At 65.6% G+C, this 14,801-nt stretch carries 9 protein-coding genes; 2 read left to right on the forward strand and 7 right to left on the reverse strand.

From position 1 onward, the window contains the following. The first annotated feature begins 6 nt into the window (after positions 1 to 6). Positions 7 to 831, forward strand: a complete 825-nt coding sequence (locus AC13GA_RS02505) for a ferritin-like domain-containing protein (RefSeq protein WP_337302138.1) — start codon at positions 7 to 9, stop codon at positions 829 to 831. A 70-nt stretch (positions 832 to 901) separates the two neighbouring features. Here AC13GA_RS02505 and AC13GA_RS02510 read toward each other — a convergent pair whose 3' ends face one another. Beyond that, positions 902 to 2,359 (reverse strand): DUF2235 domain-containing protein, encoded by a 1,458-nt coding sequence (locus AC13GA_RS02510; RefSeq protein ID WP_482997450.1) that lies wholly within the window; start codon positions 2,357 to 2,359, stop codon positions 902 to 904. Between the two features lie 225 nt (positions 2,360 to 2,584). Between AC13GA_RS02510 and AC13GA_RS02515 the strand changes: the two genes are divergently transcribed. Then, positions 2,585 to 3,838, forward strand: a complete 1,254-nt coding sequence (locus AC13GA_RS02515; RefSeq protein WP_046982503.1) for a zinc-dependent metalloprotease — start codon at positions 2,585 to 2,587, stop codon at positions 3,836 to 3,838. 87 nt (positions 3,839 to 3,925) lie between these two features. On the opposite strand, the gene lpxH is transcribed toward AC13GA_RS02515, so the two are convergent. The 6 genes from lpxH to ppx form a co-directional block, all read right to left on the reverse strand. Beyond that, positions 3,926 to 4,672, reverse strand: a complete 747-nt coding sequence (gene lpxH, locus AC13GA_RS02520; protein WP_046982502.1) for a UDP-2,3-diacylglucosamine diphosphatase — start codon at positions 4,670 to 4,672, stop codon at positions 3,926 to 3,928. 160 nt (positions 4,673 to 4,832) lie between these two features. Beyond that, positions 4,833 to 5,372: a phosphatase PAP2 family protein gene (locus tag AC13GA_RS02525; RefSeq protein WP_046982501.1), complete on the reverse strand. Its 540-nt coding sequence runs from the start codon at positions 5,370 to 5,372 to the stop codon at positions 4,833 to 4,835. Continuing rightward, positions 5,353 to 6,498 carry a glycosyltransferase family 4 protein gene (locus tag AC13GA_RS02530; protein ID WP_046982500.1) on the reverse strand — a complete coding sequence of 382 codons (1,146 nt, stop codon included), beginning with the start codon at positions 6,496 to 6,498 and terminating at the stop codon, positions 5,353 to 5,355. Before AC13GA_RS02530 ends, AC13GA_RS02525 begins: the two co-directional genes overlap by 20 nt. Positions 6,499 to 6,642: 144 nt before the next feature. Then, complete coding sequence (locus tag AC13GA_RS02535) at positions 6,643 to 9,567, reverse strand: TonB-dependent receptor domain-containing protein (RefSeq protein ID WP_482997451.1); 2,925 nt, start codon at positions 9,565 to 9,567, stop codon at positions 6,643 to 6,645. 330 nt (positions 9,568 to 9,897) lie between these two features. Next, positions 9,898 to 12,834: a TonB-dependent receptor domain-containing protein gene (locus AC13GA_RS02540; RefSeq protein WP_136639880.1), complete on the reverse strand. Its 2,937-nt coding sequence runs from the start codon at positions 12,832 to 12,834 to the stop codon at positions 9,898 to 9,900. 318 nt (positions 12,835 to 13,152) lie between these two features. After that, positions 13,153 to 14,679 (reverse strand): exopolyphosphatase, encoded by a 1,527-nt coding sequence (gene ppx, locus AC13GA_RS02545; protein WP_046982497.1) that lies wholly within the window; start codon positions 14,677 to 14,679, stop codon positions 13,153 to 13,155. Positions 14,680 to 14,801: the final 122 nt, after the last annotated feature.

Genomic DNA, 14,801 nt, shown 5'->3' on the forward strand with positions numbered 1-14,801 from the left:
CCAGGCGTGATTGACGTGCCCGACGTCGGTGGCGATCTGCTGCGTGCCGCGCAGCAGTGCCTGGCGGAAGCCGACGCGCTGCGCAAGGTCGCGCTGACCCAGGCTTATGCGGCCGCGTTCCGTGCCGGCCGCCTGAAGGTGGCGGCCGATGCGCCGCCGCCCGAGCCGATCCGCATGCCGGGCCGGCCGGCGCAGCTGGTACTGGTGCATCCGCGCGAAGTGCCGCGGCGCGGGCTGGGCGGCGTGGAAGGGCGGGCTGCCTTCATCCATGCCATCGCCCACATCGAACTCAACGCGATCGACCTGGCCTGGGATGCGGTGTATCGCTTCCGTGGCCTGCCGTCGGCGTTCCTTGCCGATTGGGTGAGTTGTGCCGACGACGAATCCCGACACTTCATGCTGCTGCGCGAACGCCTGCAGGCACACGGCCATGATTACGCCGATTTCCCCGCGCACAACGGCTTGTGGGAGATGTGCGAAAAGACTGCGCATGACGGCCTGGCACGCATGGCATTGGTGCCGCGGGTACTGGAAGCACGTGGCCTGGACGTGACTCCGGGCATGATCGAGAAACTGCGCAATGTCGGTGACGCTGAAACCGCCGACGTGCTGGAGGTGATCCTGCGTGAGGAAGTGGCGCACGTCGCTGCGGGTTCGCGCTGGTTCCGCTGGTATTGCGACCGTGCCGGTATCGAGCCGCGCGCACGCTTCAAGGAGCTGCTGGTCGAATACGCTGGCGGCTATCTGTATGGCCCCTTCAATCTGGAGGCGCGACTGCTGGCCGGCTTCGATGCCGACGAACTGGCCAACCTGGTCGAGCAGGCCGGCTGAAAAAAGGGACGGAGGGGATCAGGTCGTTTGAGGCACAAACGACCTGATCCCCTCCGTCCCTTTTTTTGCTTCACCCGTTCGGCAACACCACGCGCCTGCCATCCACCGTCGGCCGGTTGATGTAGAACAGGCCGGGCCCTGGCCGGTAGGGCAGTTCGCTCACCCCGGCATCGGCGGCATAGGTCAGTGCGGTATCGCCCAGTGCATCGAAATTCCAGTGCGCCGACTGCATCAGATAGCGCCGCCTCAGCAGCGACTCCTGGGTCGGGGTCAGCGTCTGCCCGGCGACCAGTCGCCGTGCAATCGGCAGCAGCGCGGAGGGGAGCGCCCAGCCTGGAACATCGGCTGCATCGGCACGCCACTGAACGCCGGCATCGCGTGCGTGCTGCTGCATCACCTGCAGCGCAATCAGCTGGTACCGCCAGTCGATGCGCCGGCGCAGCACCACGGCAGCAGTCACGTACAGCACCGGTGACAGCAGGACGCTGCGGCTGCCGGCACGACGCTGCTGCTGCCACTGGTGCCAGACATCGACCCACACTTCCTTCTGGTCCGCGCCCAGCTGCTGCCGCCAGCGCTCGGCATCGGCCTGCGCTTCGGCATAGGCCGTGGTTGCCTGCAGCACCGTCAGGGGCGGTATCTGGTAATCGGCAACGGCCGTGCGACGCAGCTGCTGCCGACGCGGACGACTGAGCAGCTTGGGGCCTTCTTCGATCTGGTTGTAGCCACCGCCGATGTTGGCGTGCACGCCCGGCAGTGCGATTTCGGTGAAGGGAGGGGCCACGCTGGTGAGCGGATAGTGCTGGCGGTGTTCGTCGCGTGCGCTCAACTGCAGCACCTGACCGGCGATGCCGGTACGCAGCGCGAGTCGTGGCTGTTCGTCGGCGCGGCCACCATTGACTGCAACCACGGTGTCGAACAGGCCGATGAAGCGCAGTGCCGGTGTTGCGGCAGCGAAGTCACCGGCACAGGCCAAGCCGGACGACTGCAGCAGTTGCCGCCAGCGTGCGTTGTCCCAGGCCTGCAATTGGTTGGCAAGATCACGTGCAGCGGCGGCACCGCGCGAATAGCCGAACAGGTCGAGCTGCACGCGGCGCAGCGGCTGCTGCCAGCGTGTGGCCAGTTCGCCCAGCGCGGCCGGCAGCAGCACCTGCAGCGCGCGTTGCACTTTCGCCCGCACGCCGCTGGCGCCGATACCGAAGGCCAGGCCGATCAGGTCGTCGTCTGCATCATCGCGGGTGCCGACGCCTTCCACATAGATCGACAGCGATGCAGTCGCCAGCGTATCGCGGCGACTATCCGGGTACAGCTGCTGCAGGCGGGCGATGTTGGTCAGGCCGTTGTCGTAGCTGCTGGTCAGCCGGCTCTGGTAGGTCGAATCGTCATCGGCGCGGAGCTGGGCCGGGCGCGGCTGTGGCAGCTGCGGGCGGCCGCGTTCCAGATTGTGTGCGTTGTTGCGGGTGCCATCGAAGAACAGGCCGATCCGCAGCAAGCCGACATCTTCGTCCGTGTCCTGCGATGGTGCCATGTGCATTCCCCGTCGTGGCTGCGTCACCGTAGCGCGAAAGCGGTGTGTTGGCGAAGTGTAGTGACGCTTTTGACCTGACTGAACGCAGATGCAGTCGATCACACTTCCTGATTTTCATTCCCATCTTCTATTGAATTCACACGACCCGCGCAGGCCAGATGGCCAGACCCGGCAAACCCGGGCGTGCTGCATCAACGCTGTTCACATCATTCAAGGAGCGACGCAATGTTGTCCAGATCGATTGGCAAAGCGGCAGGTGGCCTGGTATTGGGTTTGTCGGTGGCGGCGGCCGCGCACGCCGCACCGTTGTTCGAGCCGGTGACGGTCATCAGCCGGGCATCGGCAAACAGTGAGCCCGCGCTGGGCAAGCTGCTCGCCACCCCGTCCACAGCGACGGTACAGGAAGTGCGTGTCGATGCTGCTGCCACCGCGCAGCCGCAGCTGGAGTTCGAACTGCTCGGCCAGCGCGTACAGGCACTACGCAGCAAGGTCGAGTCGCTGCCCGATGGCGGCAGCATCTGGTATGGGCAGTTCCGCTCGCCCTCCGACCGGCTGACCGCTGCCACTTCGAACGGCCAGGATGATCCTGGCAATTCAGTGATCCTGGTGCGTTCGGGCAACACCATCACCGGTTCAATCCGCAAGGACGGCAAGCTCTACCGGCTGCGTCCGCTGGGTAACCGCCATGTGCTGGTGGAAGTGGACGAGTCGCGCATGCCGGCCGACCATCCGGCCGACTACAACCAGCTGCCGAAGATTCCGATGGGCGACAACGATCGCATCGGCATCGCGCAGGCTTCGTCCGGTACGCCGGCGACCATCCGCGTGCTGGTGGTGGCGACCAATGCCGCCGTCGCAGCCTATGGCGGCAACATGCAGTCGCTGGTGCAACTGGCGGTAGCCGAATCCAACCAGGGCTACGTCAACAGCAACGTGGGCATCACCATGCAGCTGGCCGGCTACGAGACCACCAGCTACACCGAGTCCGGCAACTTCACCACCGACCTGACCCGCTTCCGCAACACCAGCGACGGCTACATGGACAGCATCCATACCAGCCGCAACAACACCGCTGCCGACGTCGGTGTACTGCTGATCAACAACACCAGCTACTGCGGGTTGGCTTCGGGTATCGGTTCCACCGCATCGACCGCGTTTGCCGCGGTGTACTGGGATTGCGCCACGGGCTACTACTCGTTCGCTCATGAAATCGGCCACCTGCAGAGCGCACGGCACGACATCGCCAGTGATCCGAGCACGTCACCGTACGCCTATGGCCACGGCTATCGTTATGAGCCGGCGAGCGGATCGCGCTGGCGCACGATCATGGCCTATGACTGCTCGGCCGGCTGCCCCCGGCTGAACTACTGGTCCAATCCGAACATCAGCTACAACGGTGTGCCGATGGGCATCGCCAGCAGTGCCGACAACCAGCGTGTGCTGGTCAACACCAAGGCCACCATCGCGGCCTTCCGCTGAGTCCAGGCGCCGGCCAAGGTCGGCGTCTACCAGGGCGCGTGCACCTGCTCTGGTAGATGCCAACCTTGGTTGGCACCCTGCGATCCATCATTCGCGGCTGAGCGTGTCCAGGGTCCAGCCATTGGCGTCCACGCGCAGCACCGAACCCTGTTCGTACCAGTCGCCCAGCACGATGCGGGTGCAGGCACGGCCACCGACCTGCAGTGCATGGATGGCCGGGCGATGAGTATGGCCGTGGATCATGGTGTCCACCCCATGGCGCACGAAGGTGGCATCGACTTCGGCCGGGGCCACGTCGGTCACGGTCTCGAACTGCGCACGATCGCCCTGCTTCATTTCCGACTGGCGGGCCTGGCTGGCGTCGCGTGCCTTCTGTGCGAACGCGATGCGCGCGGCCAGCGGCTGTGACAGGAACTGCGCCTGGAATGCGGGGTCGCGCGTCTGTGCGCGGAACTGCTGGTAGGGGATGTCATCGGTGCACAGCAGGTCACCGTGCTGCAGCAGCACCGGGCGGCCGTACAGCTCGATCACGCACGGGTCGGGCAGGATGCGCAGGCCGGCGCGGCGTGCGTAGTCCTCGCCGAGCAGGAAATCGCGGTTGCCACGGATGAAGTATGCGGGCACGCCGCTGTCGGTCAGCACCTTCAACGCATCGGCCACCGCATCGGCGGCGGGCGAGGGGGTGTCGTCGCCGATCCAGGCTTCGAACAGGTCGCCGAGGATGTAAAGCGCATCGGCGGTGGGCGCCTGCTCGCGCAGGAAGCGCAGGAACAGGTCGGTGATCTCCGGACGGCTGGGGTCCAGGTGCAGGTCGGAAATGAACAGCGTGGTCATGCCTGCATTCTAGGGCATCCGCCCGCCGGGGATGCCGCTGCGTTCGCCGGACACGGCCCGGCGCTACCAAGGGGCCGCTGCGCTCGCTGGGCCTGGCGCGGCGTTGCCCGGGAATCGCGTGCTGACCGGTAGCGCCGGGCCATGCCCGGCGGAAAGCACGTCACACCGGCAGCGGCAACCAAGCCAGGCTGGCCGCGGCCAGCAACGCGGCGATGCCGGTGGCAGCGAGGACATCGCTGGGGTAGTGCAGGCCCAGCACCACGCGCGACAGCGCCACACCGACGGTGAACGGCACCAGCAGCGGTGCCAGCCACGGATAGTAGGCCAGTGCGACGATGGTGAACGACACTGCGTGCAGGGTGTGTCCGGAGGGGAAGCTGAATTCGTCCAGCGGTGCCACCCAGGCGCGAATGCGGAGGTCGGCGGCGTACGGGCGCGGGCGCCGGGTCCAGCGCTTGAGGCTCTTGTACAGCAGCAGCGCGGCCAGGCCGGTGGCTGCCATGTGCACCGAGGCGCGCAGGCCATCGAAGCCATCGAGCAGCACCAGCGCGCCCATCAGTACATACCAGAACACGCCATCGCCGAGCCGGCTGATGACCGAGAACAGGCGGCGCACGCGGCGGCGCCGGCAGTAGTGGTTGGCCCGCCGGCACAGCCTTGCTTCGCGGCCGGCCAGCAGTTCAAGCGGCGTGGTGCGCATGGCCGCTCCTCCGCGACTGGGCCAGCTCGGCCAGCAGGGCATCGAACTCGGCCACCACCTGCTGTGGATGCAGGCGTTTCATCGCCTGCGCGGCATTGCTGCCCAGTGCGTGGCGCTGCGCATCATCAGCGGCCAGTTGCACGGCCGCTTCAATGAACTGCTCGTCGTTATCCACCGCTGCGCCGTTCTCGCCGTTGCGCAGGTACTCGCGGGCGGCACCGTAGTCGAAGGCCACGGTTGCCAGGCCGCTGGCCATGCTTTCCAGGGTCACGTTGCCAAAAGTCTCGCTGCGGCTGGGAAACAGAAACAGATCGCCGCTGGCGAAGTGCCGTGCCAGGGCATCGCCGCGCTGGATGCCACAGAAAATGAAGTCGGGGTTTTCATGCGCGAGCTTCTCGCGGGCCGGGCCATCGCCGACCCACACGAAGCGTGCCTTCGGCCGGATCTGCTGCAGCCTGCGGAACGCCTTCACCGCCAGGCCGAGGTTCTTTTCTGCGGCGATACGCCCGACGTAGATCGCTACCAGGCCGTTGCCGTCCACACCCCATTCCTCGCGCAGCGCAGGGTCACGACGGCTCGGATCGAACTGCTGGCTGTCGACTGCGCGCGCCAGCAGGCGCACGCGTTCGAAGCCCTGTTCGCCGAGGAACTGCTGCAGCTCGCGGGTTGGCACCAGGGTCGCATCGGCCTGGTTGTGGAAGCGACGCATCCAGCGCATTGCCGCTGCCTGCAGCCAGGCCACGCCGTAGTCGGGCAGGTATTCGTCAAAGCGGGTGTGGAAGCCACTGGCGACCGGGATGCCGAGGCGGCGCGCGGTGCGCAGTGCCGACCAGCCCAGCGGGCCTTCAGTGGCGACGTACACTGCATCCGGGCGTTGCTGCTGCCAGTGGCGGCCGAGCCGGATCGGTGCGGGCAGGCCGAAGCGCAGGCCGGGGTAGCGCGGCAGCGCTGCACCCGGGACCAGCAGGGTGCCGGGTGCCGAATCCAGCGCTTCGCTGGCCTGGCGTGGCCGGATCAGGTCGATGTCATGCCCCGATGCGCGTAGCCCCTGTTCCAGGCCCTGCACGGTGAGGGCAACGCCATTCACTTCCGGCGGATAGGTCTCGGTGACGATGGCATAGCGCATGGCGGGCCTCCGGGTTTCCGGCATGCTCGGTCCTGGCGATGTAGCCGATATGACCGCTTTGCGACCGCCAGATGACGCAGGCCTGGACGCGCGACGCCACGGCCCCGAAGGGCCGTGGCGTAACAGCTCACGCCGTGTGGTGGATCAGAAGCGCTGCTGGTATTTCATGTAGATGAAACGGCCGATGTCAAAACCACCGTAGTAGGAGAAATTGGAACTCGGCTGGCTGTACATGACCGGGCCCTGGCGGCCGAACACGTTGTTGGCGCCGATTGAAACAGTGGCGTCCCATGGCAGGTTGTAGCGGGCCTGCACGTCGTGGAAGGTGACCGATCCGCGGCGGTTGTAGTCGCGCGTGCCACTGAACCACGGTGCGCGCTGGTTCGGGTGCGAGCACTCGTTCGGATAGTCCGCCAGGCCCAGGCAGCGTTCCTTCACTGCGGAGAAATAGCGCAGGCTCCATGTGAGGCCGAAGTCGCCACGCTCCCAGCCCAATGACGCGTTGGAACGCACGCGGAAGCCGATGCCCCCATTGGTGGCGATGCCATTGCTGGGAATCGGCGGTACATCGACCTCGTTGGTGGTCCGTTCTTCCGCAGCAACCACATAGGTGGTTTTCCAGTCGGCGCTCAGCGTGCCCCAGGACGTTTCGATCTTGTGGCCGACCTCCAGGTCATAGCCTTCGGCCTGGCGGAAGCCGCTGTTGCGGCTGCCATAGTTGAGCTTGTTGACGATGCCCAGCTCCGGATCGCGGGTGAAGCTGCCGCAGCGCTCGGCAATGCCCAGCTCGTAGCAGTCGCGAAGGATGTCGTTGGGGTGGTCGGCGACGATGGTGTTGTCGATGCGGATCTTCCACCAGTCCAGGGCGATGTTCAGCCCTTCGGCGAACGTCGGGCTCCAGACCAGGCCCAGCGTACGGCTGGTCGAGGTCTCGGGCTTCAGGTTGGGATTGGAGCCGTTGGTGAAGGGCAGGGGAGTCTGCCCACTGCTGCCGGTGATCGGTTCATTACCCTGGCCGAGCTGGCGGTAGCTGTCCGCATTGGCAATGTCGGCGGCGCAGCGTGCACGCACTTCCGGACTGCTGGCCGCAGCGCCGTAGACGGTGTCGCAGGGGTCACGGAAGCCGGTGGTGAAGGTCTCCGAGCCACCGCCGTACAGGTTGGAAATGGTCGGTGCGCGGAAGCCCTGGGCCCAGGTGCCGCGGACCAGCAACTGGTCGATCGGCTTCCAGGTGAAGCCGAACTTGCTGTTGAGGGTACCGCCGAAGGTGGTGTAGTCCGAGTAGCGAGTCGCAGCGCTCAGGCTCAGCTCACGTGCACCGGCCAGGTCACGCAGCACCGGCACGCTCAGCTCCAGGTACGCCTCGTCGACACGATAGCCGCCGCCGGTAGGACCTGAGGCCAGGTTGGTGGTGGCGCCGGTCTGTGCCAGTGCATCGGGGATGAAACGTCCATCTTCGCGACGGCTCTCGGCACCGACGGCGAAGCCCAGCTCACCGGCCGGCAACGTGGCGAGGCTGCCGCTGAGGCTGGCGAACAGGTTGCGGGTGGTGGTACGGCCACGGGTGAGTTCTTCCGGGAACAGCCAGTCCTGCAGTTCCGGATTGCCGGTCAGGCCATAGGGATCATCCTGGCCATACGGAACCAGCGGGTTCCAGGGCTTGCAGCCGGCAATCGGCGCCTCCGGCGTACCGCATTCGACCTTGCCGGTTGCCGGGTTGTAGAACGAGGGGCCGGTGGCATCGGCAACGCGCTGCTTGTGCAGGTTGCCGGTGGCGCGCTGGCTCAGTTCACTGCGGTTGTACTGGTAGCCTGCTTCCCAGTCGAATTCGCGACCGCCGAACGCGAAGTTGCCTTCAAATGCTGCAACGCCCTGCCAGGTGGTCAGTTCGCTGGTGCTGACGCGTGGAATCTCCCAGGTGCGGCGGTTCCAGTGCACGTCGCTGGGGCTTTCATAGCCATGGTGGCTGCCGAACGGATTGAACCAGCTGTCGGCGGACATCGGCGTGATGCCGGCGGCAGCGGACTGGAACGGATAGCCCGCGATCTGGCGGGTGGTGGTGCGCCGGTTGTAGGCCAGCTGGGTGTTGAAGCGGACCTGGTCATTGAGATCCATGCGTGCGTCTACGAAGATCGAGTCGCGCTTGATCGGCGTCTGCACGTGCATCTGCTCGTTGCTGTTGCTGACGTCGCCGGTGAACGGCGTGTTGTCGCTGAGATGGAAGCTGTCCGGACCGCCCGGCTGGCTGCCACGGTCGAGCGAATAGCTGCAGCCACGGCTGTTGCTGCAGCCCGGGCCCTTGAAGCCGGTGATGCGGCCCCACTGGCCGACCGTGGTCCAGCCGTCGTCCGGATGGCGATCAGTGTAGGTGTAGGCACTGAAGCCACGGTCCTTTGCCCACACGCCCTTTTCTTCGACATGCTCGGCGGCGACGCTGATCGAGGCGCGGTCATTGGACCAGCCGGCCACCACCTCGTACTGGGTGCGGGCGCCGTCGCCCTCGCTGTACTGGCCGTGGTAGACGCTGGCGGTCACGCCCTCGACGTTGCGGCGGGTGATGATGTTGACCACGCCGGCCATCGCATCGGAACCGTAGATGGCCGAGGCGCCATCCTTGAGGACTTCCATGCGCTCCACGGCAGCGGCAGGAATGCTGGAGATGTCCTGGTAGCCGGAGGTGGTCATGCCCAGGCGCTTGCCATTGACCAGCACCAGGGTGCGCTGCGGGCCGAGGCCGCGCATGTCCACGTAGCTGCCACCAGAGGCCTCGCCCGCGCTGAGCGGGCTGGCACGGCTGAGGGCAGGGCTGCCGGTCGCGGTCAGGTTCTGCAGGATGTCGGCGACGGAATTGAAGCCCTGCCGCTCGATGTCGGCACGGCTGATGGTCAGCACCGGTTGCGCGGTTTCCAGGTCGACCTGGCGGATGCGCGAGCCGGTGATCTCGATGCGATCGAGCGTGGTGGCGTCCGGCGCGTGCTGGGCGAATGCAGGAACGGCGAGCGCAGTGGCTGCGGTCATCGCAAGCGCGCGACGGATCGCCAACCCCAGTTCGGGAGTACGGATGGTCATGGGTCTCTCTCTCTTCTAGGTCTTCGGTGCGCTGCCAAAGCGGACGGCGCAAATACCACCGCAGACGGTGGAGACTCGACGCTAGTGAAGGCCCGATGAGAGAGGTATGGGAAAGGTACGAATCTGCAATCGGCGAGGCTGACGCATCTGCACAAAGTCGATGCGAATCAGGTGGCTGCGCTGTTCGATGACGCGTCACCGCCATTCCGGGATTGCCGCGATGGAGACGCAGCGAAGGAGGCCGAGCCTGTCAAACACGTCAACCTGCGCAGAAACAAAAAAACCGCGGCCCCGAAGGGCCGTGGTCGTGGTGCATTGCCGCGCGATGGATCAGAAGCGCTGCTGGTACTTCATGTAGACGAAGCGACCGATGTCGTAACCGCCGTAGTACGAGAAGGCCGAGTTCGGCTTGCTGTACATGACCGGGCCGTACTTCTCGAACACGTTGTTGGCACCGACCGAGACGGTTGCATCCCACGGCAGCGAGTAGCGGAACTGCACATCGTGGAAGGTGACCGAGCCACGCTCGTTGTAGTTGCGTGCACCCTTGTACCACGGGGCGTAGACGTTCGGATCCGAGCATTCACCCGGGTACGAACGGATGTCCACGCACTGTTCCTTCACGCCGGAGTAGTAGCGCGCGGTCCAGCTCACGCCGAAGTTGCCCAGGTCCCAGCCCAGCACCAGGTTCGAACGGACGCGGAAGTTGCTGCCGATGCCGTTGGAAACAGTCGGCACCACCGTGGTGTCGTTGGTCGAGCGGTAGATGCTCTTGCTGACATAGGTCGTGGCCCAGCCGGCGTTGAACTTGCCGACGCTGGTATCCAGGCGGTAGTTCAGGTCCAGGTCGTAACCTTCGGTCTCCATGAAGCCGGAGTTGCGGCTACCGAAGGTCAGCTTGTTGACGATGCCGGCGGTCGGACCCGTCGAGGTGTCACGGGTAAAGCGGGCGCAGCGGGCAGCAACGCCCTGCTCATAGCAGTCGATCAGGATCTGGGTCGGGGTATCGGACACGATCGTGTTGTCGATACGGATCTTCCACCAGTCCAGCGAGGCGTTGAAGTTCTTGATGAAGCTCGGGCTCCAGACCAGGCCCAGCGTCTTGCTGGTCGAGGTTTCCGGGGTCAGCTTCGGATCCGAGCCGGACACGAACGGCACCGGGGTGGCGTCGGTGGCGGTGGTGACAGCCTGGTTGCCCTGCTTCAGCTGGCGGAAAGTGTCGGCATTGGCGATGTCACGCGCACAGCGGGCACGCACTTCGGCACTGGTCTTGGACGAACCGAACTGGACGTCGCAGGGATCGCTGAACTGGGCGAAGGTTTCCGAACCACCGCCGTACAGGTCGTTGATGGTCGGGGCGCGGAAGCCCTCGGCCCAGGTGCCACGGACCAGCAGCGAATCAAACGGCTTCCACTTGAAGCCGAACTTGCTGTTGAGCGTGTTGCCGAAGGTGTCGTAATCGGAGAAGCGGGTCGCGCCGTTGAAGGTCAGTTCCTTCGCACCCGGCAGGTCGGCCAGCACCGGCACGTTGATTTCCAGGTACGCCTCACTGACCTTGTAGTCGCCACCGGTCGGGCCAGCGGCCAGGTTGGTGGTGGCACCGGTCTGCGCCAGCGGATCCGGGCGGTACTGGCCCGATTCCTTGCGGCTTTCGACACCGAACGCGAAGCCCAGGTCGCCGGCCGGCAGGGTCACGATGGAACCGGCGATGTTGGCGAAGAAGTTCTTGCTGGTGGTCTTGCCGGTGGTGACCTCCGGCGGGAACAGCCACTGCTGCAGAGCCGCATTGCCATCGATGCCGTTCGGATCGATCTTGCCGTACGGCACCAGCGGGTTCCACGGCATGCAGTTGGCGATCGGCGCGCCCGGGCGGCCACATTCGACCTTGCCGGTGGCGGCGTTGTAGTACGACGGGCCTACGCCGGCGGCGACGCGGCCCTTGTGCAGGTTGCCGGTGGCGGTCGATTCCAACTCGTTGCGATTGTACTGGTAGCCCACTTCCCAGTCGAAGAAGCGCTCACCAATCTCGAACGAACCGTCGAACGAAGCTACCGCGCGGTAGGTCTTCAACTCGCTGGTGGTCACGCGCGGCACTTCCCAGGTGCGGCGGTTCCAGGCCACGGCGGTCGGGTTGGCGTAGCCGTGCTGGTTGCCGAACGGGTTGAAGTAGCTGTCAACCGACATCGAGCCAACGCCGGCAGTGCTCGACTGCAGCGGGTAGCCGGCGATCTGGCGGGTTGCCTCGCGCTTGTTGTAGCCCAGCTCGGCGCGGAAGTTGACGTTGTCGGTGATCTTGAAGCGACCGTCGAAGTACACCGAGTCGCGCTTCAGCGGGTAGTTCACGTGCATCTGCTGGTTGGCGTTGCTGACGTCGCCGGTGAACGCAGACGGATCGGTGATGTGGTAGTTGGCCGGGTTGGTCGGGTCGGCGCCGCGGTTGAGCGAGTAGTTGCAGCCGTCCTTTGCGTTGGTGCAGCCCGGGCCGCCCTTCAGGCCGGTGAACTGGCCCCACTGGCTGATGGTGGTCCAGTTGGTCAGGTTCTCGGCATGGCGGTCGGTGATGCCGTACTCGCTGAACCAGCGGTCCTTGGCCCATACCGACTTTTCTTCGGAGTGTTCAGCGGCCAGGGTCAGCGAGATGCGGTCATTGCTCCAGCCGGCCACCACGTCGAAGCGGTCGCGCGCGCCGTCGCCCTGGCTGTACTGGCCGTGGTAGACGTTGGCGGTCACACCGGTGACATTGGAACGGGTGATGATGTTGACCACGCCGGACATGGCATCGGAACCGTAGATGGCCGACGCGCCATCCTTCAGTACTTCGATGCGCTCCACGGCCGAGACCGGGATCGTGGAGATGTCCTGGTAGCCCGAGGTGCTGATGCCCAGGCGCTTGCCGTTGATCAGCACCAGCGTGCGCTGGGTGCCCAGGTTGCGCATGTCGATGTACGAACCACCCGCATTCTCACCGGCGGTCAGCGCGTTGGCGCGGCTGATCGCCGGGCTGCCCATCGCAGTGACGTTCTGCAGGATGTCGGCGACCGAGCTGAAGCCCTGCTGCTCGATGGCCGAACGGGTGATCGCGAACACCGGCTGGGCGGTTTCCACGTCCACCTGGCGGATGCGCGAACCGGTGATCTCGATGCGGTCGAGGTTGGTGGGAGTGGCGCCGCTGCCGTCCTGGGCGAACGCAGGCAGCGAAGCCAGCGCTGCGGTGGTTGCCAGGGCATAGCGGATGGCCTGCCCCAGTGCGGTGGTGCGTGAAGTCATGGCGAGCTCTCTCTCTCAGGTCGTGCAAAAGACGCCAAAGTGGGCGTCGAAGAAGCCGGCGGGTCCAAGGACTGAGCCGGTGACCTGATAGTAGTCTCGTTGGTTAATGATCTGTAAAGACTTCGTATCCAATTATTTCGCGATACGCCGCTTCTTTTCACAAAAAATGAACAAAAGCATCGACTTACGCGAAGCGGGCCTGACGCGCAGTCGTTCGAGGTCGCTGCATCGCAACAAAAAAAGAGGCCAGATTGCGCAAAGTGTGACGGATTCGGCCCCGAGCACGGTCCACATAGACCCGAGGCCAACCCCCCTCGATCAAGCCACGAACGGACGGAACTGGATGCCCAGGCCGGCGATGCCGTCGGTTTCGCCGATCAGGTCGGCGCGCAGCAGCGGGCGCGCATCGATGAATGCCTGCGGCACGATCAGCGACAGCCGGTTGTCGTCGGCGGTCAGCTCCAGCACCGGCATAGGGTCGTCTTCGTGGGCACGGTTGAGCAGCACCGCCAGGCGCAGCAGCGCGGCCAGCCGGCGTGCGGTCAGCAGCAGTCGCTCGGGCAGGGCATCGAAGGCGGTCTTGGTCACGCTGCGACGGTGGCTGCGCACCAGCGCGGCCAGCATCTGCTGTTCCTGCCGCGAGAAGCCGGCGATATCCGAGTTCTCCAGCACGTAGCTGCCATGCACGTGGTAACCGCTGTGGGCGATCATCAGCCCCAGCTCGTGCAGGCGCGCGGCCCAGCCAAGCATGCGCGCATCGTCGGCGTCGAGCTTCCAGCGCTCCTGTACCTGCTCCAGCAGCGACAGCGCGGTGTCCTGCACACGGTCGGCCTGCACCGTGTCGATGCCATAGCGCTGGGTCAGCGCGGTGACCGATTCGTCGCGCAGGTCGTTCTCGCCGGCGCGGCCGACGATGTCGTAGAGGATGCCTTCGCGCATCGCCGCCTTGCTGACCAGCAGCTTCTGCAGGCCCAGCGCCTGGAAGGCAGCCTCCAGCACCAGGATGCCGCCGGCGATGATCGGGCGGCGATCGCTGGACAGGCCCGGGAGCTCGATGTCGTCGATCTTCTTGGCTTTCAGCAGTTCGTCGCGCAGCTGCGGCAGGGCTTCGGCGGTGATCGCGCCCTTGCTCAGCTTCATCGTCGCGCAGATTTCGCTGATTGCCTTGTGCGTACCCGATGAGCCCAATGCTTCCTGCCAGCCCAGGGCGCGGTACTTGCTGGCGAAGGGCTGGAACTCGCGGCCGATCTCGGCCAGCGCATCTTTCCAGCGCTTCTTGCTGAGCTTGCCGCCCGGGAAGAAACGACGGGTGCTGGCGATGCAGCCGGCCTGCAGGCTTTCGCGCTCCAGGGTCTGCATGCCCATGCCGATGATGAACTCGGTGGAGCCGCCGCCGATGTCGATCACCAGCCGGCGCTGGCCGGGCTTGGGTGGCTGCGCGTGGGCCACGCCAAGATAGATCAGGCGCGCCTCTTCTCGGCCGCTGACCACTTCGATCGCATGCCCGAGCGCGGTCTCGGCCGGAACCAGGAACGATTGCGGCGAGCGCAGCTGGCGCACGGTATTGGTGGCCAGCGCGCGTACCTGGTGCGGCGGCACATTGCGGATGCGTTGGCCGAAACGGGCCAGGCACTCCAGCGCGCGCTGCCGCGCGGCGGCGGAAAGTCCACCCTTGCCATCCAGGCCATCGGCCATGCGCACCGTTTCGCGCAGGCGGTCGATCACCCGCAGCTGGCCGAGCGTGTAGCGCGCGATGACCATGTGGAAACTATTGGAGCCAAGGTCGATGGCGGCCAGCAGGTCGCCATCCTGCAATGCGGGCGGAGTCGTGGTGGTATGCGGCATGGACGAATGTTAGCCGAAGGGGCGGTGTGCTCGTCACCGCGCGGCCTTCACATTTTGGAAGAGGAGGGGGCGGCAGGGCTGCGCCCTGCACCTGCCGAATCAACGGCAACGGCGGGCTATCC

The organism is Stenotrophomonas sp. 22DLJC03, from assembly GCF_056861405.1.